At 67.5% G+C, this 21140-nt stretch carries 22 protein-coding genes and 1 tRNA gene; 11 read left to right on the top strand and 12 right to left on the bottom strand.

Features of this window, described 5'->3' with window-relative positions:
• Positions 1 to 47 precede the first annotated feature (47 nt).
• On the bottom strand, positions 48 to 1433 hold the full coding sequence (locus QM806_RS11860; RefSeq protein ID WP_005256102.1) for an MFS transporter: 1386 nt from the start codon (positions 1431 to 1433) through the stop codon (positions 48 to 50).
• A 176-nt stretch (positions 1434 to 1609) separates the two neighbouring features.
• On the opposite strand from QM806_RS11860, the gene nhaA reads away from it, so the two are divergent.
• Genes nhaA through QM806_RS11845 form a run of 3 tightly spaced genes read left to right on the top strand, consistent with a single transcriptional unit; the run spans position 1610 to position 4314 of the window.
• Positions 1610 to 2845: a Na+/H+ antiporter NhaA gene (gene nhaA / locus QM806_RS11855; RefSeq protein ID WP_005561768.1), complete on the top strand. Its 1236-nt coding sequence runs from the start codon at positions 1610 to 1612 to the stop codon at positions 2843 to 2845.
• On the top strand, positions 2842 to 3366 hold the full coding sequence (locus tag QM806_RS11850; protein ID WP_005256099.1) for a phage holin family protein: 525 nt from the start codon (positions 2842 to 2844) through the stop codon (positions 3364 to 3366). The genes nhaA and QM806_RS11850 overlap by 4 nt, the downstream gene beginning before the upstream one ends.
• 9 nt (positions 3367 to 3375) lie before the next feature.
• Positions 3376 to 4314, top strand: a complete 939-nt coding sequence (locus QM806_RS11845; protein ID WP_005256097.1) for an alpha/beta fold hydrolase — start codon at positions 3376 to 3378, stop codon at positions 4312 to 4314.
• A 7-nt stretch (positions 4315 to 4321) separates the two neighbouring features.
• On the opposite strand, the gene marP is transcribed toward QM806_RS11845, so the two are convergent.
• The 4 genes from marP to nth are packed head-to-tail and all read right to left on the bottom strand — an operon-like array spanning position 4322 to position 7787.
• Complete coding sequence (gene marP / locus QM806_RS11840) at positions 4322 to 5512, bottom strand: acid resistance serine protease MarP (RefSeq protein ID WP_005256096.1); 1191 nt, start codon at positions 5510 to 5512, stop codon at positions 4322 to 4324.
• On the bottom strand, positions 5509 to 6270 hold the full coding sequence (locus tag QM806_RS11835; protein ID WP_005561770.1) for an NUDIX hydrolase: 762 nt from the start codon (positions 6268 to 6270) through the stop codon (positions 5509 to 5511). Before QM806_RS11835 ends, marP begins: the two co-directional genes overlap by 4 nt.
• The gene (locus tag QM806_RS11830) at positions 6267 to 6929 is read right to left on the bottom strand and encodes a TlpA family protein disulfide reductase (RefSeq protein WP_043787391.1); all 663 of its coding nucleotides are present in this window, start codon (positions 6927 to 6929) and stop codon (positions 6267 to 6269) included. The genes QM806_RS11835 and QM806_RS11830 overlap by 4 nt, the downstream gene beginning before the upstream one ends.
• 12 nt (positions 6930 to 6941) lie before the next feature.
• The gene (gene nth / locus QM806_RS11825; RefSeq protein ID WP_502943850.1) at positions 6942 to 7787 is read right to left on the bottom strand and encodes an endonuclease III; all 846 of its coding nucleotides are present in this window, start codon (positions 7785 to 7787) and stop codon (positions 6942 to 6944) included.
• Between the two features lie 21 nt (positions 7788 to 7808).
• Here nth and QM806_RS11820 point away from each other — a divergent pair, with 21 nt between their 5' ends.
• Positions 7809 to 8081 (top strand): hypothetical protein, encoded by a 273-nt coding sequence (locus tag QM806_RS11820; protein WP_005248489.1) that lies wholly within the window; start codon positions 7809 to 7811, stop codon positions 8079 to 8081.
• Positions 8082 to 8300: 219 nt separating this feature from the next.
• Positions 8301 to 8975, top strand: coding sequence for a Crp/Fnr family transcriptional regulator (locus QM806_RS11815; protein WP_005256089.1), 675 nt, complete (start codon positions 8301 to 8303; stop codon positions 8973 to 8975).
• A 64-nt stretch (positions 8976 to 9039) separates the two neighbouring features.
• Here the strand turns inward: QM806_RS11815 and QM806_RS11810 are convergent, their stop codons facing one another.
• From QM806_RS11810 to sp36, 3 genes are read right to left on the bottom strand one after another with little or no spacing between them, the layout of a single operon-like run.
• Complete coding sequence (locus QM806_RS11810; protein WP_269591116.1) at positions 9040 to 9831, bottom strand: MBL fold metallo-hydrolase; 792 nt, start codon at positions 9829 to 9831, stop codon at positions 9040 to 9042.
• Between the two features lie 4 nt (positions 9832 to 9835).
• Positions 9836 to 10312 carry a RidA family protein gene (locus QM806_RS11805; protein ID WP_005256087.1) on the bottom strand — a complete coding sequence of 159 codons (477 nt, stop codon included), beginning with the start codon at positions 10310 to 10312 and terminating at the stop codon, positions 9836 to 9838.
• A 5-nt stretch (positions 10313 to 10317) separates the two neighbouring features.
• Positions 10318 to 10482 carry a Sp36 family protein gene (sp36, locus tag QM806_RS11800; protein ID WP_005248493.1) on the bottom strand — a complete coding sequence of 55 codons (165 nt, stop codon included), beginning with the start codon at positions 10480 to 10482 and terminating at the stop codon, positions 10318 to 10320.
• 54 nt (positions 10483 to 10536) lie between these two features.
• Between sp36 and bagA the strand changes: the two genes are divergently transcribed.
• Both bagA and bagB read left to right on the top strand, forming a co-directional pair.
• Positions 10537 to 11553: an ATPase BagA gene (gene bagA / locus QM806_RS11795; RefSeq protein WP_054245902.1), complete on the top strand. Its 1017-nt coding sequence runs from the start codon at positions 10537 to 10539 to the stop codon at positions 11551 to 11553.
• A complete protein-coding gene (gene bagB / locus QM806_RS11790; protein ID WP_005570581.1) occupies positions 11550 to 12689 on the top strand; it encodes an ATPase BagB in 1140 nt (379 codons plus the stop codon). Before bagA ends, bagB begins: the two co-directional genes overlap by 4 nt.
• 63 nt (positions 12690 to 12752) lie before the next feature.
• On the opposite strand, the gene QM806_RS11785 is transcribed toward bagB, so the two are convergent.
• Positions 12753 to 13076 carry a WhiB family transcriptional regulator gene (locus tag QM806_RS11785; RefSeq protein WP_005248496.1) on the bottom strand — a complete coding sequence of 108 codons (324 nt, stop codon included), beginning with the start codon at positions 13074 to 13076 and terminating at the stop codon, positions 12753 to 12755.
• A 258-nt stretch (positions 13077 to 13334) separates the two neighbouring features.
• Between QM806_RS11785 and QM806_RS11780 the strand changes: the two genes are divergently transcribed.
• Positions 13335 to 15680 carry a penicillin-binding protein gene (locus QM806_RS11780; protein ID WP_037203501.1) on the top strand — a complete coding sequence of 782 codons (2346 nt, stop codon included), beginning with the start codon at positions 13335 to 13337 and terminating at the stop codon, positions 15678 to 15680.
• A 55-nt stretch (positions 15681 to 15735) separates the two neighbouring features.
• Here the strand turns inward: QM806_RS11780 and QM806_RS11775 are convergent, their stop codons facing one another.
• Complete coding sequence (locus QM806_RS11775) at positions 15736 to 16203, bottom strand: GatB/YqeY domain-containing protein (RefSeq protein ID WP_005248498.1); 468 nt, start codon at positions 16201 to 16203, stop codon at positions 15736 to 15738.
• A 67-nt stretch (positions 16204 to 16270) separates the two neighbouring features.
• Between QM806_RS11775 and QM806_RS11770 the strand changes: the two genes are divergently transcribed.
• The 3 genes from QM806_RS11770 (at position 16271) to QM806_RS11760 (ending at position 18505) form a co-directional block, all read left to right on the top strand.
• Complete coding sequence (locus QM806_RS11770; protein ID WP_005256078.1) at positions 16271 to 17242, top strand: metallophosphoesterase; 972 nt, start codon at positions 16271 to 16273, stop codon at positions 17240 to 17242.
• A gap of 54 nt (positions 17243 to 17296) precedes the next feature.
• A tRNA-Pro gene (locus QM806_RS11765) sits at positions 17297 to 17370 on the top strand.
• Between the two features lie 127 nt (positions 17371 to 17497).
• Positions 17498 to 18505 (top strand): ABC transporter substrate-binding protein, encoded by a 1008-nt coding sequence (locus tag QM806_RS11760; protein ID WP_182623517.1) that lies wholly within the window; start codon positions 17498 to 17500, stop codon positions 18503 to 18505.
• 1 nt (position 18506) lies between these two features.
• On the opposite strand, the gene QM806_RS11755 is transcribed toward QM806_RS11760, so the two are convergent.
• The gene (locus QM806_RS11755; protein WP_283291452.1) at positions 18507 to 19310 is read right to left on the bottom strand and encodes a metal-dependent hydrolase; all 804 of its coding nucleotides are present in this window, start codon (positions 19308 to 19310) and stop codon (positions 18507 to 18509) included.
• Between the two features lie 307 nt (positions 19311 to 19617).
• Complete coding sequence (locus QM806_RS11750; RefSeq protein ID WP_283291450.1) at positions 19618 to 21087, bottom strand: catalase; 1470 nt, start codon at positions 21085 to 21087, stop codon at positions 19618 to 19620.
• Positions 21088 to 21140: the final 53 nt, after the last annotated feature.

Here is a 21140-nt window from a genome sequence, read left to right as displayed (position 1 = left end):
CCGTGCGCCTTTCTGGTAGTTGGAACTACCAGAAAGGCGCACGGGGGCTATGCCCCTACGTCGTCGAGGGACTGGTCGCGGGTCTCGCGCATGACGAGCAGCGCCACGAACGTGAGCGCGGCGGCGATCAGCAGGTAGATGCCCACCCAGCCGACGCCGTACGACGTGGCGAGCCAGGTGGCGATGAACGGCGCGACGGCGGCACCGAGGATGCTGGCGGTGTTGTAGGCGATCCCCGAACCCGTGTAGCGCACGTTGGTCGGGAACAACTCGGGCAGAACGGCGCTCATCGGACCGAAGGTCATGCCCATCAACAACATTCCGATGGCCAGGAACACGAGCATGCGGGCGTTGCCCATGCCCTCCTGGTTCAGCATCACGCCGAACGTGAGCCCGAAGACCATGATGAACCCGGTGATGGTGAGCAGCGTGATGCGGCGACCGAAGCGGTCGGCCAGCCACCCCGACACGGGGACGGCGGCCGCGAAGAACAGGACCGCGATCAGCTGGAGGACGAGGAAGTCGGTGTAGTGGAAGCCGGCTCCGGTGCCGCCCTGGGCGGGAGTCTTGCCGGTGCCGTAACTGAGCACCCAGGTGGTCATGATGTAGAAGAGCGTGTACGTGGCGAGCATGACGAACGTGCCGATGATCAGCTGACGCCAGCTGGTCTTGAACACCTCGGCCAGCGGGGTCTTCACCTTCTCGCCCCGCGCGACGGCGCGGGCGAACACGGGCGTCTCCTCGAGCTTCAGCCGCACGTACAGGCCGATCATCACCATGATCGCGCTGAGCAGGAACGGGATACGCCAGCCCCAGGTGAGGAACGCGCCGTCCAGGTCGGGGCTGCTGTTGTCGTGGGCCAGGAACAGCGTGATGATCAGGAACAGACCGTTGGCGAGGAAGAACCCGATGGGTGCGCCGAGCTGCGGCCACATGGCGGCCCAGGCCCGCTTGCCCTTCTGCGCGGTCTCGGTCGCGAGCAACGCCGCGCCACTCCACTCACCGCCTAGTCCCAGACCCTGACAGAACCGCATCAACGCCAGCAGTGCGGGCGCGACGAGGCCGATCTGGTGGTACGTCGGCAGCAGGCCGATCACGAACGTGGCGATACCCATGGTGAGCAGTGAGCCGACGAGCGTCGTCTTGCGTCCGATGCGGTCGCCGAAGTGGCCGAACAGGATCGAGCCGAGCGGCCGGGCGACGAAGGCCAGACCGAACGTGGCGAGGGACGCCAGCAGGGCGGTGGTGCCGTTTCCCTTGGGGAAGAACAGGTGCGGGAACACCGACACGGCCGCGGTGGCATAGATGTAGAAGTCGTAGAACTCGATGGATGTTCCCACCATGCTCGCGACGACGATCCGGCTTCTGGGTACGCCGGCGACGGTGGCCCCGCCGTCCGGTTCTGGCTTCGACGTATCGACGGCACTGCTCACTCGACTTACTCCTGCACGATGCTATTTCAACTATTGGGACGAGCGTCCATTCCTTAGGAATTGAACACCTCGTGTCTTTCGCTTGGCAAATTGGATAAGCTCTTCTCGGTGCGCCGGGAAGTCTGGTCGGCAGAGCATTTGCCGTACCCGGACCACATCGAAAGCGAGCGCCCCCGGTGACCCAGCCCCTCCGCTCCGAACTCTCCCGCTACCTCCGCACCGAGACGGTCGGCGGTTCGATCCTGCTCGTCGCCGCGGCGGTCGCCCTCGTGTGGGCGAACTCCCCCGTCTCGGATTCGTACTTCGCACTGCGCGACTGGCAGATCGGCCCGGAGGCACTCCACCTGAACCTGACGGTCGGGACGTGGGCGCAGGACGGGCTCCTGGCGGTCTTCTTCTTCGTCGCCGGCCTCGAATTGAAGCGGGAAATGGTGGTGGGCGAACTCGCCGACCGCAAACGTGCCCTGCTCCCGATCATCGCGGCCTGCGGCGGTGTGGTCGTGCCCGCGATCATCGCCGCGACGATCGGCGCCGGCACGCCCGGCATGGAACGGGGCTGGGCGATCCCGGTCGCCACCGACATCGCGTTCGCACTGGGTGTGCTGGCGCTGACCGGGTCTCGCATCCCGGCCAGCGCCCGGGTGTTCCTGCTCAGCCTGGCCGTCGTCGACGACCTGCTCGCGATCGTGCTCATCGCGGTCCTGTTCACCAGCTCGATCGCCCTGCTGTGGCTGCTGGGCGCCGCCGTGTGCCTGGCCGTCTACGCGTTCGCCCAGCACCGGCGCATCACCACCCCACTGCTCTACGTTCCACTCGCACTGCTCACCTGGTTCTGCATGCACGACGCCGGAATCCACGCCACACTCGCCGGTGTCGCGCTCGGCCTCCTCACCCGGGTCCGGCGCGACCCCGGCGAGAGAGAATCCCCGGGCGCCCGCCTCGAGCACCGCATCCAGCCGCTGTCGGCGGGCGTCTGTGTCCCGCTGTTCGCCCTGTTCGCGTCCGGCGTGGCCCTGAGCAGCGAGCTCCTCGGGCAGTTGTTCACCAACCCGATCTCGCAGTCCGTGATCGCGGGGCTCCTCGTCGGCAAGACCGTCGGCATCTTCGGCATCTCCTGGCTCGCGATCCGCCTGGGTATCGCGAAGAAGCCGCGAGCACTGGGATTCCGGGACATGTTTGCCCTCTCAGTGCTCGGTGCGATCGGGTTCACCGTTAGCCTTCTCGTAGCGGATCTCGCGCTTGCGGGAATCGGTGACGGCAGCGAGGCCGAAATAGCTAAGGTCGCGGTGCTCGTGACATCGTTGACAGCGTCGCTGATCGGATCAGCGTTACTGTGGCGACGCGGTCGGGTCCATGCGGCCCGGAAGGATGACTCGGAAGTGCAAGAGCTACCTGGAGGGGTCGACAAGTGAGCATCACTCACGGCAAGGGAGACAGCCCGCGATACACGGGAGACGGGGTGCCGAACACGGTGTCGTCGATCCCGCTCACGGACGTGGACGCTCAGACACCCGGCGAGGCGAGCCTCGGCACGCTGGTCAAGCATGCGACCGCGCAGGTGTCCACCCTGGTCCGCGCCGAGGTCGAGCTCGCGAAGGCCGAGGTCACCGGTGAGGTCAAGAAGGGCCTGCAGGGCAGCCTGTTCTTCATCCTCGCGTTCACCGTGCTGCTGTTCAGCTCGTTTTTCTTCTTCTTCTTCCTCGCCGAACTCCTCGACGTGTGGATCGCCCGCTGGCTGGCGTTCCTGATCGTCTTCCTGATCATGGTCGTGGTGACGGCGGTCCTCGCGCTGCTCGGTTATCTGCGGGTACGCAAACTCCGCGCACCGGAGAAGACCATCGACTCGCTGAGGCAGGCCAAGACGGTGCTCCCGACGTCGTACTCGGACGCGGAAGCCCATCTCGCGTCGTCCAGCGGACGTCACGCGCGGTAACTCGCTCCTGTGGCACCACCCGATCCGTCTACCGTCCGTTTCGACGGCCCCTGGATTCATCGCGACATCCATGCCAACGGAATCCGCTTCCACACCGTCGAGGTCGGCGCATCCGCCCCGGATGCGCCGCTCGTCGTCCTGCTGCACGGATTCGCGGACTTCTGGTGGTCGTGGCGCCATCAGCTGACCGCGATGTCCGCGGAGGGGTACCGGGCCGTCGCCGTGGACCTGCGCGGCTACGGCGATTCCGACAAACCGCCGCGCGGCTACGACGGGTGGACGCTGGCCGGCGACATCGCCGGCCTCATCCGGGCGATGGGCTACGGCGAGGCCACCCTCGTCGGGCACGCCGACGGCGGCCTCGTCTGCTGGGCGACGGCCGTCCTCCACGCTCGCCTCGTCCGGTCGATCGCACTGGTCAGCTCGCCGCATCCGGTCGCGCTCAAGCAGGCCGTCCTCCACGACCGCTACCAGCGCAAGGCCCTGCTGCCCTCGTTCGTCTCCTGCCAGGTGCCGTGGCGTCCCGAACGTCGCCTCACCCGCGACAACGGGTCGGAGGTCGAACGGTTGATCCGCGAACGCTCCGGACCCGCCTGGACGGAGAACCCGGAGTTCGACGTCGTGATGTCACGGATGCGCTCGGCGATTCAGATTCCCGGGACCGCGCACTGCACCCTGGAGTATCAGCGGTGGGCGTTCCGCAGCCAGTTCCGCCCGGACGGCAGCCGGTTCATGGCGTCGATGGATCAGACGCTGCGGATCCCGGTCCTGCACCTCCACGGCGACCTCGACCCGTACGTGCTCGCGGACACCGTGCGCCGCAGTCACCGCTTCGCACCCACCCAGCAGATGCATACGGTCCCCGGTGTCGGCCACTACGCGCACTGGGAAGCCCCGGAGCGGGTCAACGCCGCCCTGCTGGACCTCGTCGCACCCCGCACCGTCTGACCGACGGTCAGAGGATGCACGCCCCGGTGTCCACGGCGACGGACGCCCCGGACGCCGCCTGCAGCTGACGCGATACCTCGGCGGCGGTGAGCACGAACCCGGTGTCGCTGTTGTCGACGGCGGCGCCGAAGACCACCCCGAGCACCCGGCCGTCGCTGTCGACGAGCGGTCCGCCCGAGTTCCCCTGCCGGATGGAACCGCGGACCGTGTACACCTCACGCTGGACCGTTCCCGCCCGGTAGATGTCGGGACCACTGAGGTCCAGGATCTCCCGGATCCGCGCGGCGCTGGCGGTGTACGGCCCGCCGCCCGGGTATCCGAGCACCAGGGCGTTGTCGCCGGTCCGGGCCGGCTCGGGCGCGAAGTTCAGGACGGGGGCGTCCAGTCCGGGCACCTCGAGCACCGCGACGTCGGCGGACGGGTCGAACAGCACGACCTCGGCGTCCATCGGCCCGTTCGCCGTGTCGACGACGATGCCCGCCGTTCCCGCGACCACGTGGGCGTTGGTCATCACCCGGTCGGGCGCCACGACGAATCCGGATCCCTCGAGCGCCCGCTGACAACTCGGGGCCACACCCCGGATCCGCAGCACGCTCGACTGCAGCGAGGACGCGACGGGGCTCTCCAGGACGCTGGCGTCCGGCGGGTCGACGGTCGTGATGGGGGTACGCCCGAACGGGCCGATGACGTCGGGAAGCCCGGACGTGTCGAGCAGGGCAGTGAACTCGGTGGGCAGTTGCCGCATCCAGGCGGGCGCGATGTTGTCGACAGTTTCGAGGACGCTCGACCCGCGCACCGCCGCCGCCAGCTGAGGCTGGGACGAGGACGTGAGCGGGATCGCCAGCAGCCACGCCGCGACGAACACCGCGACGGCCTGCACGCAGGCGCCGATCACGCTGTCGACGGACCGCGCGACCGGACTGTGCATACTTCCCCGCGCGGCGCGGCCGAGGACCATGCCCGCGACTTCGCCGATGATCACCAGCACCACGATCAGGGCGATACCGACCAGCACGCGGCCGCGACCCTCGTCCACGTGCACGAGCACGTGTGGGGCGATCAGGATGCCCGCCACCGCACCGAGTACGACCCCGATGAAGGCGAGCACCGACGCCACCGCGCCCTGCCGCCAGCCGGACGTCGCGGCGACGAAGGCGATCAGCACGATCGCCAGGTCGATCCAGTGCGAGCCCGTCATCGCTCGGCCGCCGGCCGGCCGTGACCGTGGGTCAGATGGTCGTCGTCGAGATCGTTGTCGAGTTCGGCGAGGACGGTGTCGAGGTCGCGGATGTCGTGGCGGTCCCACTCCTGTTCCCAGCCGGAGACCGCGAACAGGGCGGCCAGGATGCCGGCCGTGAAACCCCACACGAGCATGCCGTCGACGGCGAACGCGGGACCCTGGTATCCGGCCGGGTGCCGCACCTGGAACCGGTTTCGCGGATCGATCAGGGTGTGCACGGGGACCCGGGCGACACGTTCCGCCTCTGCGGGATCGACCACGCCGACCTCGCTGGGCTTCTCCCAGTACGCGAGGACGGGAGTGACGTCGAAGCCGGACGGCGGGATGAAGATTTCCTCGAGCACGGCGAGCGGGCGGACACCGGACGGGTCGAGTCCCGTCTCCTCCTGGGCCTCCCGCAGCGCGGTAGCGATGGGCCCCTCGTCGCCGGGATCGCTGGCGCCCCCGGGGAACGCCACCTGACCACTGTGCTGACGCATCGTGGACGCACGCTGGGTGAGCAGGATGTCCGCGTCGGCGGGCAGACCTCCCGACATCAGCGGGTCCGCCTCGACGGGGCCGCCGAACAACACGAGCACCGCCGCCTCACGGGTGGTCGCGCCGCGGGGTGCGCGCCGATCGAGGACGGGGTTGATCTTGTGCGGGTCGGCCGGGGTCCGGTGCACGACCCGGCGCAGCCACGGCGGAACGGCGGAACCCTCCACGGAGTTCGTCATGCCGCCACCCCCAGGTTCTGTTCGACGGCGTCCGCGATCTCGTCGACGCTGCGGAACGGCTGCGGCAGAACCTTCGCCACCGTGCCGTCGGGCCGGATCAGCACCGAGACGGGCAGGACAGGCGGGGCTCCGACCGCGACGCGGACGCGCCCGTCGCCGTCCTGCACACCGGGCAGCGTGACGGAGTAGTCGACGAGCCGGGACAGCGCGCTGGACTCGTTGGGATCGGTGTGCACCGTAAGCACGGTAACCGCGTCACCCGCACGATCCGAAAACTGCTGCATATAGGGCAGCTCCTCGGCGCAGGGGCCGCACCAGTAGGCCCACAGATTCAGCAACGCCGGTTTACCACCGAGCGCGGCGGCCAGATCCACCTGGCTGCCGTCGGCCACGCATTCCAGTGTGATGCCGGACAGCACCGAACCCGGCGAAGGCTCGGACGTGGCCGTCGAGGCCGGGCACGATTCCAGACCCGCCTGCGTCCTCAGTGCCGCGAGCGCGTCGGGATCGGCGCTCACCGCCGTCGGGGTACGGCCACCCGAACCGAACCGGTCCTGGTACGACGGCACCTCCGCGTCGTCACCCCGCGGCCAGATCGCGACGACGAGAGCCACCACGACGACGAGGGCGGCCAGACTCCACCGCGCTGCGCTAGACACCCGTATCTACCCTCACCTGCCGGCCAGACGCAGCAGATGCTCCGTCTCCGGTCCACGAACCAGTTCGGCGGCGACGTCGGGGTCGATCGGGCCCAGCCCGTACGACGGACAGTCCTTGGCGAGCACACACACCCCGCAGGCGGGCTTGCGGGCGTGGCAGACGCGTCTGCCGTGGAAGATCACGCGGTGCGAGAGCAGCGTCCACTCCTTGCGCTCGATCAGGGCGCCGATCGCGTGCTCGACCTTGACCGGGTCTTCCTCCTCGGTCCACTTCCAGCGTCGGACGAGCCTGCCGAAGTGGGTGTCGACGGTGATTCCCGGCACATCGAACGCGTTGCCGAGGATCACGTTGGCCGTCTTCCGGCCGATCCCGGGCAGCGTCACGAGGTCCTTCAGATTGCCGGGGACCTCGCCGTCGAAGCGTTCCAGCAGAGCCTGCCCCAGCCCGATCAGTGAGTTCGTCTTGTTGCGGTAGAAGCCCGTGGACCGGATGTATTCCTCGAGTTCGGTGCGTTCGGCCTCCGCGTACGCCTTGGCGTCGGGATAGCGGGCGAACAGCGCCGGCGTCACCATGTTCACCCGCACGTCAGTGCACTGCGCGGAGAGGATGGTCGCGACGGCGAGGTCGAGTGGGGTGGTGAAGTCGAGCTCGCAGTAGACGTGCGGGAAGGCCTCGGCGAGCCGCCGGTTCATTCTCCGGGCGCGCCGGACGAGTCCGATCCGGGTTTCGTCCTGTTTCGCGGCCCGCGAACGGGTGCGTCCACGCACTTCGGAGCCGTCGCTGGGGGTCGCATGCACGGGAACAATTCTACGGATACCCGACCGATCCGAATCGCCGCTGTGTCGCTTCTGAGACATTTCCAGTGTTTACTTCCCGGTATGCAAGGTCTCGCTGTGGTCCTCTTCCCAGTGCTGCTGATGCTGTTTGCGCTGGCAATGGAGCGGGTGGAGTTCAGACTCCGCCGGCTCACGGTTCGTCAGCAAGAGGTGGAAGAGTTCCTCGACCAGGCAAGTCACGACGAAGTGGCCACCCTGGCCCACGAAGGTTTCCCCCACGCATTGGCACGCTTCCATCGACGTCGCAAGGGTCGGTCGGGCTTCGAATCCGACGACGCCGCCGTCACCGAAGTGGGCTCGCGGCGCGCCAGCTGAGCGCTGGGCAGCCCCCGTATCAGCACACCGAAGGACGCATCCCCCGGTTAACTTTTGCGACTTCCGTGGTATCGGTCACTCAGACCGAGCCGTCTCAACGTAGACTTCAGAGCCGTACCTGTTGCACAGCGACACGCCGCGGATCACCGGGGCATCGTCGACATGCAGCAAATCGCGCACAATATGCATACAGACGAACAATATTCCCAAGGAGCGCACGTGGACGACGTCCTGGCAAGAGCCGGCATCTTCCAAGGAGTCGAGCCCTCAGCGGTAGCGGCGCTGACCAAGCAGCTGCAGCCTGTCGACTTCCCCCGCGGACATGTCATCTTCAACGAAGGTGAGCCCGGTGACCGCCTGTACATCATCGTTTCGGGCAAGGTGAAGATCGGCCGCCGCTCGCCGGACGGCCGTGAAAACCTGCTGACGATCATGGGCCCGTCCGACATGTTCGGTGAGCTGTCCATCTTCGACCCGGGTCCGCGTACGTCCACCGCGACGACGGTCACCGAGGTCCGCGCGGTCAGCATGGACCGCGAAGCGCTCAAGGCGTGGATCGACCACCGCCCCGAGATCGCCGAACAGCTCCTGCGGGTGCTCGCGCGCCGTCTGCGTCGCACCAACAACAACCTGGCCGACCTCATCTTCACGGACGTCCCCGGTCGTGTCGCCAAGGCGCTGCTGCAGCTCGCGCAGCGGTTCGGCACCCAGGAGGCGGGCTCGCTGCGCGTCACCCACGACCTCACGCAGGAAGAGATCGCCCAGCTCGTCGGCGCTTCCCGTGAGACCGTCAACAAGGCGCTCGCCGATTTCGCGCACCGCGGATGGCTTCGCCTCGAAGGCAAGAGCGTGCTGATCTCGGACTCCGAGCGCCTGGCACGTCGCGCGCGGTAGTCCCGGCACCTACGACTGCGGCCACCCCCTCACAGCGAGGGGGTGGCCGCAGTCGTTTCAGTGACTAGTCGACGCTGCGCAGGTAGGCGAGCTGCACGTTGACGGACTTCTCCGCCACCGGCCACAACTTCGGGTCGACGTCGGAGTAGACGTGCTCGACCACCTCGCGGACGGTGGGGGTGCCGCCGAGTTCGCCGAGCGCGGCCCGCACCTGATCGAGTCGCTCCTCGCGATGATCGAGGTACTGCTGCGCGACGACGTTCAGTTCGGGCAGTTCGGGTCCGTGGCCGGGCATCACCCGGTGTCCGGTTCCGAGGTCCAGCAGGCGGCGCAGCGACGACAGGTAGTCGCCGAGGTCGCCGTCCGTGTCGTCGAGCACAGTGGTGCCGCGGCCGAGGATCGTGTCGCCGGTGAGGACAGTGCCCTCACCTTCCACGGTGAAGGACACCGAATCCTTCGTGTGCCCGGGCGTGGCGATCACCGTGAGGGTGAGCCCCGCGACGTCGATGGTCTCGCCGTCCACGAGGGTTTCGCCGCCGCCCCGAAGGAATTCGGGATCCACCGAACGCACGGGCGCACCGGTCAGTTCGAAGAACCGCTGCACTCCCCCGGTGTGGTCGAAATGACGGTGCGTGATCAGCGTCAGCGCGACCGGTCCGAGTGCCGCGACGCGGGCGAGATGCTCCTCGTCGGCGTCACCCGGATCGACCACCACACACTCGTCCCGGCCCGGCGCACGAAGGATCCACGTGTTGGTTCCGTCGAGCGTCATCATGCCGGGATTGTTCTCGAGCATGACCGAGACGATCGGGGTGACCTCCCGCACCTGGGCGTAGGCCGGATGGGCAAGCGTCATGGCACTACGACTCCGGCCGCACTTCGGCGATCAGTTCCACCTCGACGGGTGCGCCGAGCGGCAATTCCGCGACGCCGACGGCCGAACGCGCGTGGGCGCCCGCGTCCCCGAACACCTCACCGAGGAATTCGGAAGCGCCGTTCACAACACCGGGCTGACCGGTGAAACCCTCGGCGGACGCGACGAATCCGACGACCTTCACGATCCGCACCACCGAGTCGATGCCGACGAGCGCGTCGACCGCCGCCAGCGCGTTGAGTGCGCAGGCCCGGGCCGCGGCCTTGGCGTCTTCGTCCGACACGCCGGCGCCGAGCTTCCCCGCGACCGTCAGCTTGCCCTCGACGATCGGCAGCTGCCCCGACGTGTAGACGTAGTTGCCGGTGCGCACGGCGGGCACGTAGGCGGCCACCGGCGGAACGACGGACGGCAGCGTGATGCCGAGCTCGGCGAGGCGAGCAGACCAGTTCTGTGTCTCTGCCACGGCCGTCAGCCCTTCGGACGCTTCAGGTACGCGACGTGCTGCTCACCGGTAGGCCCGGGCAGAACCGTCACCAGTTCCCAGCCGTCGGTGCCCCACTGGTCGAGGATCTGCTTGGTCGCATGTGTGAGCAGCGGAACGGTGGCGTACTCCCAGGAAGTCAATTCACTCATGCCGGTGAGCCTATCCCCCGCACATCCCGGCTCCCAGACTTATAGGCTCGACCCGTGGTTGCATCCCCAGACCAGCTCACCCCGACGTGGCCCGAGAAGGCCGCGCAGGCCCGGCTGCACTTCGTCTCCGGAAAGGGCGGCACCGGAAAGTCCACGGTGGCCGCCGCGTTGGCTCTCGCGCTGGCCGAGGGTGGGCGTCGCGTGCTGCTGGTGGAAGTCGAGGGCCGGCAGGGGATCGCCCAGCTCTTCGACGTGCCCCCGCTGCCGCCGCAGGAGACGAAAGTCGCGGCCGCCGAGGGCGGCGGGGAGGTCATGGCGCTGGCCATCGACATCGAGACCGCGTTCCTCGAATACCTCGAGATGTTCTACAACCTCGGCTTCGCCGGCCGCGCGATGCGCAAGTTCGGCGCCATCGAGTTCGCCACCACCATCGCACCGGGGCTTCGGGACGTGCTGCTGACCGGCAAGATCAAGGAATGTGTGGTGCGCACCGACAAGTCCGGCAAGCGGGTGTACGACGCCGTCGTCGTCGACGCCCCGCCGACCGGGCGGATCGGCAACTTCCTCGACGTGACGAAGGCGATGGCCGACCTCGCGAAGGGCGGGCCGGTGCGTTCGCAGAGTGAGGGCGTGGTGCGCCTGCTGCATTCCGACGAGACCGTCGTCCACCTCGTGACACTGCTCGAGGCGCTTCCGGTGCAGGAGACCACCGACGCCGCAGAGGAACTGGTCCGCGCCGATCTGCGGCTGGGCGCCATCGTCGTCAACCGCACCAGCCCGCAGTTCCTGCCCGCCGAGACGCTGGCCGACGCCGCGAAGGGGCGCATCGACGCCGAATCGATCCGGGCCGGACTGCAGAAGAGCGGGATCACCCTCGACGAAGAGGATTTCGCCGGGTTGCTCACCGAGACGATCGAGCACGCGTCCGTCCTCGAGGCACAGGAGGAGAGCGCCGGTCAGCTCAGCGAAGTGGATGGCGCGCGACTGCATCTGCCGTCCCTCGCCGACGGTGTCGACCTGGGCGGACTGTACGAACTCGCCGAATATCTGACGGAACAGGGTGTCCGATGACCCAGACAACTGAACACGAGCGTCGCCGCACCGCCTCCGCTCTCGATGTCGCGGGGATTCTGCAGAACAAGGCGACGCGGATCGTCGTGTGTTGCGGCGCCGGTGGCGTCGGCAAGACCACCACAGCCGCATCGCTGGCACTGCGCGCGGCGGAGCAGGGGCGAAAGGTGGTCGTGCTGACCATCGACCCGGCGCGCCGGCTCGCGCAGGCGCTCGGCGTCGCGGAACTCGACAACACGCCGCAACCCGTGGAGCTCGGACCGGACGCGACGGGCGAACTGCACGCCATGATGCTCAACATGCGCCGCACGTTCGACGAGATGGTCATCGAGCACTCCACGTCGGAGAAGGCGGAGCAGATTCTCGCGAACCCGTTCTATCAGACCGTGGCCACCTCGTTTTCGGGAACGCAGGAGTACATGGCGATGGAGAAGCTGGGGCAACTCGCCTCCAGCGACAAATGGGACCTGGTGATCGTCGACACCCCGCCGTCCCGCAACGCCCTGGACTTCCTCGACGCACCCCAGCGCCTGGGCGCATTCCTCGACGGTCGCATGATCCGGTTGCTCACCGCGCCGGGTCGCGGTCTCACCCGGCTCGTCACCGGTGCGATGGGCCTGGCGCTGCGCGGCGTCTCCACCATCGTGGGTAGTCAGATGCTGTCGGACGCCTCGAGTTTCGTGCAGTCACTGGACTCGATGTTCGGCGGCTTCCGGGAAAGAGCCACGCGCACTTACGAATTGCTCCGGCAGCCGGGCACGAAATTTCTGGTGATCGCGGCCGCGGAGCCGGACGCACTGCGGGAGGCGGCGTTCTTCGTCGACCGGCTCGCAGGCGACGAGATGCCGCTCGCGGGCCTCGTCCTGAATCGGACGCACCCCACTCTCAGTTCTCTGTCGGCCGATCATGCGGTCACTGCCGCCGATCAACTCGGGGACCAAGACCCCCTCACCGCCGCTGTGCTGCGAATCCACGCCCATCGGGCGGTGATCGCCAAGCGTGAGGTCCAACTGCTGAGCCGGTTCACGGCCGCCCACCCTCGGGTGCCGATCGTCGGCGTGCCCTCGCTGCCGTTCGAGGTGTCGGACCTCGAGGCGTTGAGAGCGGTAGGTGACCAGCTCACCCGCACGAGCTGATCAGCTCGCTGCCGGAGAACCGGTCACCCGCCTGTGCCTGTCTGCGATTCCGATCCTCGAATTTCAGACAGCGGATTGGTGCTGCCGCTGAGCTTCGAAGAAGTCGGACCATGATTCCACCTCGGGGTGCTGCTTGAGCAACGCCCGGCGCTGACGTTCCGTCATGCCACCCCACACGCCGAACTCGACACGATTGTCGAGAGCATCGGCTCCGCACTGCATCAATACCGGGCAATGCCGGCAAATGGTTGCGGCCTTGCGCTGTGCTGCGCCGCGTACAAAAAGTTGGTCGGGATCGACTTCCCGGCAACGAGCCTGGGTGACCCAGGCGATTCGCGCTTCTGCTTGCTCGACGTCCAGACGGCTGGTTGGGGTGGTCATGTGCATTCGTTTCCCCTCTTCGAGTCTGCACCCCCCGGCACCTAGCACGCCGAGGCTGCACCACATAAGCGATGGGGTGTTATCTCCATCACACTGTTCCAACAATTTAGGTAAAGAAACCGCAACGCGCAAGACGAAGAACACGCTTTTTTGGTACGCCCGTCCATACCCCGTGCTCAGGGCATTTTCCTGGCCGAATTCCGCGCCCAACCAGCGCACCCGCAGACCCCACGTACTCTGTAGATCGTGTCGATTGCAAAAACAGTGGGGAAGCTCGCGGGATCCTCCGCCTTGGCAGGAGTGCTCCTCGCCGGCGTGATGTTTCCGCTCGCCGGCGGGTTCGGTTACGCCTCCAACAGGGCGGCTGACACCGTCGACAACGTCTCCGCGGAACTGGTCGAAGGAACGGTTCCCGCGGTCTCGACGATGGTGGACTCGGCGGGCAATCCCATCGCGTGGCTGTACGACCAGCGGCGCTTCGAAGTGCCCAGCGAAAAGATCTCCAACGAGATGAAGCTCGCCATCGTCTCCGTCGAGGACCGCCGGTTCCCCGAGCACAAGGGCGTCGACTGGCAGGGCACGATGCGCGCCTTCCTGACCAACACCACGAGCGGTGAGGTGCAGCAGGGCGCGTCCACCCTCGACCAGCAGTATGTGAAGAACTACCAGCTGCTCGTCGTGGCCAAGACCGACGCCGAACGCCGGGCGGCGATCGAGACGACGCCCGCCCGCAAGATCCGCGAGATCCGGATGGCGCTGACCCTCGACAAGGAACTCACCAAGGACGAGATCCTCACCCGCTACCTCAACCTGGTTCCGTTCGGCAACGCCTCGTTCGGCATCCAGGACGCCGCACAGACCTACTTCGGCATCGACGCGTCCGAACTGAACACGCAACAGTCCGCGATGCTCGCGGGCATGGTGCAGTCGAGTTCGGCTCTGAACCCGTACACGAATCCCGATGGCGTCCTCGAACGACGCAACGTGGTTCTCGACACGATGATCTCGAACATTCCCGAGCGCGCCGCCGAACTCCGGCAGCTCAAGGAGACGCCCCTCGGCGTGCTGCCCGAGCCCAACCGGCTGCCCCGCGGGTGCATCGCGGCCGGCGACCGCGGCTTCTTCTGCGACTACGCCCTGCAGTACCTGGCCAACGCCGGCATCAGCCGCGAGCAGATCGACAAGGGCGGCTACCTGATCAAGACGACGCTCGACCCCGCGGTCCAGGCGTCGACGAAGGCGGCACTCAGCGCGAACGCCAGCCCGGGGCTCGACGGCATCGCGAACGTCATGAACGTGGTCCAGCCCGGCCAGGATTCGCACCGGATCCTCGCGATGGGCAGCAGCCGCACCTACGGCCTCGACGCGAACGCCAACGAGACCGTGCAGGCGCAGCCGTACTCACTGGCCGGTCACGGCGCCGGGTCGATCTTCAAGATCTTCACGACGGCCGCCGCGATGGAGAAGGGCCTCGGCACGAACGCCATCCTGGACGTGCCCGGGCGGTTCGAGGCCCGGGGCATGGGTAGCGGTGGTGCACGAGGCTGCCCCGCGTCCACGTACTGCGTCGAGAACGCAGGCAAGTACCCGGCGGCACTGTCGGTGACGGACGCCCTGGCGCAGTCCCCCAACACCGCGTTCGTCAAGCTGATCCAGGCGACCGGAGTCGCCCCCACCGTCGACATGGCGGTGCGGCTGGGTCTGCGCTCGTACGCCCAGCCCGGCACGTCGGGATTCGACGACCGCAGCATGGCCGACTTCCAGAAGGATCAGAACCTGGGTTCGTTCACCCTCGGTCCCACGTGGATCAATCCGCTGGAACTGTCGAATGTCGCGGCGACGCTCGCCTCGCACGGCAAGTGGTGCCCGCCCACCCCCATCGATTCGGTGTTCGACCGTGAAGGCAAGCCCGTCTCGGTCACCCAGCAAGCCTGCGAGCAGGTGGTCGAACCCGGCCTCGCGGACACGCTCACCAACGCCATGAGCAAGGACGACAAGCCCGGTGGCACGTCCGCCGGGGCGGCGGGCAGCGTCGGCTGGACGCTGCCGATGGCAGGCAAGACGGGTACCACGGAATCCCACATGTCCTCGGGCTTCCTCGGATTCACCAACAACTTCGCCGCCGCCGTCTACGTGTTCGGCGACTCGCCGACGCCGGGTGAGATCTGTTCGGCCCCGCTGCGGCCGTGTGGCGACGGCAACCTGTTCGGTGGAAACGAACCGGCGCGGACCTGGTACGCGGCGATGAACCCGATCGCCAACAACTTCGGGCCGACGACGCTGCCGCCGGTCGACCAGAAATACGCGCGCGGTTCGCAGAACGGTCAGGTTCCGGACGTCACCGGACTGAGCCAGTCGGCCGCGACGTCCCGTCTGCAGGGCGCGGGGTTCACGGTGAACGCGGTCACCACCGCGTCGCAGGCGGCCAAGGGGACGGTCACGGGCGCATCGCCGTCCGGTTCGGCCATTCCGGGGTCGACCATCACGATCTACGTCAGCGACGGATCGGTGAAGGCCGCTCCTCCGCAGGCGCCGGCTCAGGGGATCCCCGTTCCGCCCATCCAGCTGCCCGGCCTGCCGCCGATCCAGCTGCCGCCCATACCCCGCTAACCATCGGTGAGTGGGAAAGTGTGGCGACGCACGCTTTCCCACTCACCCCGGGAAGTCAGAGGCGGGACTTCACCGCGTGCGAGAGCCGCGACCCGTCGGCCTTGCCGCCCGCGAGTGCGCCGGCGGCCTTCATGACCTGCCCCATCTGACGCATGCCGGGACGCTCACCGATCTCCTCGGCCACCTGAGCGATCGCGGTGTCCACGACGTCGACCAGTTCCGCGTCGGTCAGCGGCGTCGGGAGGTACTCGTCGATGATCTGCGCCTCGGCCCGCTCCTGCGCTGCCAGCTCACCTCGACCGTTCTCGGTGTAGATCTCGGCGGACTCGCCGCGCTTCTTCGACTCCTTCGCGAGGACCTTCAGCACCTCGTCGTCGGTGAGCTCGCGGGCTTCCTTGCCGGAGACCTCTTCGGTCTGCACGGCGGCCATCAGCATGCGGATGGTGGCGGTGCGCAGCGAATCCTTGGCCTTCATGGCGGCCGTCATGTCGGAGCGCAGTCTTGCTTTCAGTGAATCTGGCATGGGCGAAACGCTACGCGCCCCGATTCGTCCACTGCATCTCGATTGCGCTCATCAGTATCCTGGAAGAGTGTCTGACGAGTTCCGTGCCAACCTGACCCGCGCCGCCCTGGGTACGGCGGGTGCCGCCGCCCTCGGCATCGGCTACGCCTCGCTCATCGAGCGCAATGCGTTCGCGCTGCGCGAGGTCACTATGCCGGTACTCGAACCCGGGTCGTCGACGCTCCGTGTGCTGCACATCAGCGACCTACACATGATGCCCGGACAGCGGCTGAAACAGAACTGGCTGCGGGAGCTGGACAACCTCGACCCCGACCTCGTCGTGAACACCGGCGACAACCTGTCGCACCAGCGGGCGGTGCCCGCAGTGGTCCAGGCGCTGGGGAATCTGCTCGCCCGCCCCGGACTGTTCGTCTTCGGCAGCAACGACTACTTCGCGCCCAAGCCGAAGAACCCGCTCGAGTACTTCCGCAAGGAACACAAGCGCGTCCTCGGCGAGCCGCTGCCGTGGGGCGACCTGCGGGCCGCGTTCACCGAGCGCGGCTGGTTCGACGTCACGCACGTCCGCCGCGACCTCGAGGTGTCGGGTGTCCGGATCGCGTCGGCCGGAGTCGACGATCCGCACCTCAAGCGCGACCGGTACGACACGATCGCCGGTCCGCCCAATCCGCTGGCCGATCTCCGGCTGGGCATCACCCACTCGCCCGAACCGCGGGTGCTCGACCGGTTCGCGGACGACGGCTACGACCTCGTGCTGGCGGGCCACACGCACGGCGGTCAGCTGTGCCTGCCGTTCTACGGCGCGCTGGTCACCAACTGCGACATCGACCGTTCACGGGTGAAGGGTCCGTCCAAGTGGGGTGCACACACCCAGCTGCACGTGTCCGCGGGAATCGGGACGTCGCCGTGGGCGCCCGCCCGCTTCTGCTGCCGCCCCGAGGCGACGCTCCTGACGTTGGTTCCGGCTCAGCGCGGCGGCTCGGACGCCGACGCCGCGCGGGGTCGCGCCGAGTCGTCCGAGAGCACCGTTATACGCAACTGACCAGGGGATTTAATGGTGACTGGTTGGGTAATGTAAGCTAGCCGAGGTTCAACACGGGGTGTGGCGCAGCTTGGTAGCGCGCTTCGTTCGGGACGAAGAGGTCGTGGGTTCAAATCCCGCCACCCCGACAGTGTGAGACACCGAGAAGAGGCCTTGACCGGTTCGCCGGCCAGGGCCTCTTCTGCGTGGTGAGGGTGTTTCCGTTTGCGGCGACCCCGCGACCATCGGTCCGAAACCTCAGGCTAGCCTCACCTCATGTCTTCGAGGCTCTACGTACGCGCCGGGCTGGTCGCCCTGGCCACCGTCTTTCTCGCCGCCTGCGGCACCACCGACACCGGGTCGTCCGCCGGCAACGCCGACGTCGCCACCGGCGGCCGCCAGTTCGCCACGGCGGACGCCGAGACGGCCAAGCTCGGCACCGACGCCGAACCGGGCGTCTTTCCCCGGACCATCACCCACGCCCTCGGCGAGACCGTCATCGAGAAGAAGCCCGAACGGGTGATCGTCCTCGACGGCGGTGAGCTGGACGACGTGCTCTCCCTGGGAATCACACCCGTCGGACTGGCCAGCCCGGAGAGCGCCGCCGGTCAGCCGTCCTACCTCGCCGACAAGCTGGCCGGGGTGCCGGACGTCGGGACCACCAACAACCTGAACCTCGAGGCGATCTCCGCTCTGCAGCCCGATCTGATCCTGGGCAGCAAGCTGCGCGCCGACAAGCTGTACCCGCAGCTGTCGTCCATCGCGCCGACCGTGTTCGGCATCCGCCCCGGTTTCCCGTGGAAGGAGAACTTCCTGCTGGTCGCCGACGCCCTCGGTGAGGAGACCAAGGCGGAGGAGGTGCTCAACGCCTATCAGACCCGCGCCGACGAGGTCCGGGAGTCCATCACGGGCGAGCCGACGATCTCGCTGGTCCGGTTCATGTCCGGCAAGATCCGCCTGTACGGCAACCTGTCGTTCATCGGCGTCATCCTGAGGGACGTCGGACTTCCGCGTCCGACGGTGCAGAACGTCGACGAACTTGCCGTCGAGGTGAGCCAGGAGACGATCGGTGAGGCGAACGCCGACCGGATCTTCTACTCCAGCTACGGCGCGCCCGAGACCACCGACGAGTCGACCGTGGTCGGCGGTCCGCTGTGGAATCAGATGCAGGCGGTGAAGGACGGCAAGGCCGTGCACGTGAGCGACGAGACCTGGTTCCTCGCGCTGGGGCCCACCGGGGCGATGATCGTCCTCGACGATCTCGAGAACATGCTCGCGGCCTGAGTCACTGCGGGGCGGGCATGAACGCGTCGTAGATTGCCTGCGGCGCACAGTCGATGGCCCAGATGACCATGAGTCCGACCGCCACCGTGAGGGCGGGCCCGAGCACGACCTTCTCGAAGGGCCCGCCTGCCCGGATGGACAGGAACGACGGGAGCCGGAACTCCCACCACCGTTCCTTCCCGAGCGTGAGGAACGGCGCGAGGAAGGGGACGCCCTCCTTGGTGATGGCGTCCCCGAGGCAGTGGGTGGCGCAGCCGAGGGCCACCGCGACTCCGAGTCCGGTGGAACCGGCCTCGGTGGGATACGACTGCCAGGTGAGCGCGGACAGCACCGCCGCAACCGCCGAAACCGCCAGCCAGCCTTTTTCTTTGGCCAGCTCTCCGGCCAGCCCGCGGAGCGCGAGCCCGAGGCAGACGAACAGCGTCGCGATGATGGCGGGCTTGCCGAACTGGACGACCAGCGCGGACACCCCGGCCCCGATACCCACGGCAAACAGGGCCGTGTGGGTGAGCGTGCGGTGCCCGCCCCGCCGCTTGCCGTCGCGTTTGCCTTTGGTGACGGTGTAGAACCCCAGCGACACCGCATCGACGCCCTTCGCGACGACGTTGCTGACCGGACCGAACGAGCGCGAGACCGTGGACTGGCTCGTGTCCAGGTCCGGGAGAAGCGCCGCTCCGGCGCACACCGCCGCGAACGTGAAGGTCTCGGCGGTCGAGGTGGGCCCACCCCAGTCGAGAGGCAGCAGATCTGCCACCGCCAGACCGACAGCCGCACCGGACATTGCATGGGTGGGACCCATCACCATGGAAGACAGCACCTTTCGACCCCGACTCGGGACACGGTCATCCGAGCCGGTGTCCTGACACCGCCCAACCTAGCAACAACATCCGACACACCCGTCACACCCCTGTGAGTACTTCTCAACCACGGGCGGTTGAGAAGTACTCACGGGCGCGAAGCGCAGTGGCGTCCGTCCCCGCTCGAGGTGGATGATGGAAGTGCACTGCATGCAGTCGGGCGGAGGAGGGTCGTCGTGGAAACTGTGATCGTGTTCGTTCTCGCCGTACTGATCTATTGGTGGGGCCTGCTCTGAGCCTGCCCCACCCACGGCATCAGTGCTGGCTCTGCCCTTCCCGGACACCGATTTCCACTCGCTTGCCCAGGTCGGGGTCGACGCTCTTCCAGTAGTCGAAGACCCGCAGCAGAACCGGTTCGCTGACACCGCCGAGCGCGTGGCCGACGATGTTGTTCACCAGGCGGTCGCGTTCGTCGTCGCTCAGGACCTCACGGACGAGCGTGCCCGCCTGCGTGAAATCGCCGTCCTCGGCGTGCTCGATGTAGCCGGCTCGCACGGACTCGCCGTCGAACGCCCACAGGCCCTCGTCGCCGGCGAGCGACGCGTCGGCGTGCGGGCCGCCATACGAGTTCGGCGCGTACACCGGGGTCTCGGGCGAATTGGTGGCGTACCGCATCGCACCGTCCTGCGAGTACGAGTTCACCTGGTTCTTCGGCGCGTTGACCGGCAGCTGCGCGTAGTTGGCGCCGATGCGGTACCGGTGCGCGTCCGCGTAGGAGAAGACCCGCCCCAGCAGCATCTTGTCGGGCGAGAAGCCGATTCCCGGAACGACATTCGACGGCTCGAACGAGGCCTGCTCGATCTGGGCGAAGAAGTTGTCCGGGTTACGGTTGAGGGTCCACTTGCCGACCTCGATCAGCGGGTAGTCCTTCTGCGACCACACCTTGGTGAGGTCGAACGGGTTGAACCGGTACCCCTCGGCCTCGTCGACGGGCATGACCTGAACCTTCAGCGTCCAGCTGGGGAACTCGCCGCGGGCGATCGTGTCGTACAGGTCGGCGCGGTGATGATCGGGGTCGTTGCCGGCGAGGGTGTCGGCCTCGTCCTGCGTGAGGAACTCGATGCCCTGATCGGTCTTGAAGTGGTACTTGACCCAGAACCGCTCGCCGTCGGCGTTGACCCACTGGTACGTGTGCGAGCCGAAACCGTCCATGTGACGCCACGTCTTCGGGATTCCGCGGTCACCCATCAGCCAGGTCACCTGGTGCGCGGACTCGGGCCGCAGCGTCCAGAAGTCCCACTGCATGTTGTGGTCGCGCAGACCGGATCCCGGCAGTCGCTTCTGCGAGTGGATGAAGTCGGGGAACTTGATCGGGTCCTTGATGAAGAAGACGGGCGTGTTGTTGCCGACGAGGTCGTAGTTGCCGTCCTCGGTGTAGAACTTGACGGCGAATCCGCGCGGGTCACGCCAGGTGTCGGGGCTGCCCTGCTCGCCGGCGACGGTGGAGAAGCGCACCAGCGACTCGGTCCTGGCGCCGGGCTGGAACAGAGCGGCCTTCGTGTAGCGGCTCACGTCGTGGGTGACGACCAGTTCGCCGAACGCACCGCCGCCCTTGGCGTGGACGACGCGCTCCGGGACACGCTCACGATTGAACTGGGCGAGCTTCTCGATCAGGTAGTGGTCGTGCAGCAGGATGGGGCCCTGCGTGCCCGCGGTGAGGGATTCGTTGTCGCTGGCGACGGGAATTCCGAAGTTGTTGGTGGTGGCGCGCTGTGTTTCAGGCATGGCAAAGCCTCCAGGTTGCATCGGGTGAGGGTGTAGCGGTGGGGACGGACGGG

Source organism: Rhodococcus sp. IEGM 1351 (genome assembly GCF_030056875.1).
GTDB lineage: Bacteria > Actinomycetota > Actinomycetes > Mycobacteriales > Mycobacteriaceae > Rhodococcus_F > Rhodococcus_F opacus.
Note: the sequence above shows the minus strand (reverse complement) of the source record. Positions and strands in the feature narration are given on the sequence as shown.

What these genes read in the sequence shown, in the direction of transcription:
- QM806_RS11820 (WP_005248489.1), top strand. Translation starts at nt 7,809, where the DNA reads ATGCAAGGTCTCGCTGTGGTCCTCTTCCCAGTGCTGCTGATGCTGTTT.
- QM806_RS11835 (WP_005561770.1), bottom strand. Translation starts at nt 6,270, where the DNA reads ATGACGAACTCCGTGGAGGGTTCCGCCGTTCCGCCGTGGCTGCGCCGG.
- sp36 (WP_005248493.1), bottom strand. Translation starts at nt 10,482, where the DNA reads ATGAGTGAATTGACTTCCTGGGAGTACGCCACCGTTCCGCTGCTCACA.
- nth (WP_502943850.1), bottom strand. Translation starts at nt 7,787, where the DNA reads ATGTCTCAGAAGCGACACAGCGGCGATTCGGATCGGTCGGGTATCCGT.
- QM806_RS11755 (WP_283291452.1), bottom strand. Translation starts at nt 19,310, where the DNA reads ATGGTGATGGGTCCCACCCATGCAATGTCCGGTGCGGCTGTCGGTCTG.
- QM806_RS11750 (WP_283291450.1), bottom strand. Translation starts at nt 21,087, where the DNA reads ATGCCTGAAACACAGCGCGCCACCACCAACAACTTCGGAATTCCCGTC.
- QM806_RS11760 (WP_182623517.1), top strand. Translation starts at nt 17,498, where the DNA reads ATGTCTTCGAGGCTCTACGTACGCGCCGGGCTGGTCGCCCTGGCCACC.
- QM806_RS11810 (WP_269591116.1), bottom strand. Translation starts at nt 9,831, where the DNA reads ATGACGCTTGCCCATCCGGCCTACGCCCAGGTGCGGGAGGTCACCCCG.
- marP (WP_005256096.1), bottom strand. Translation starts at nt 5,512, where the DNA reads ATGACGGGCTCGCACTGGATCGACCTGGCGATCGTGCTGATCGCCTTC.
- QM806_RS11785 (WP_005248496.1), bottom strand. Translation starts at nt 13,076, where the DNA reads ATGCACATGACCACCCCAACCAGCCGTCTGGACGTCGAGCAAGCAGAA.
- QM806_RS11775 (WP_005248498.1), bottom strand. Translation starts at nt 16,203, where the DNA reads ATGCCAGATTCACTGAAAGCAAGACTGCGCTCCGACATGACGGCCGCC.
- bagB (WP_005570581.1), top strand. Translation starts at nt 11,550, where the DNA reads ATGACCCAGACAACTGAACACGAGCGTCGCCGCACCGCCTCCGCTCTC.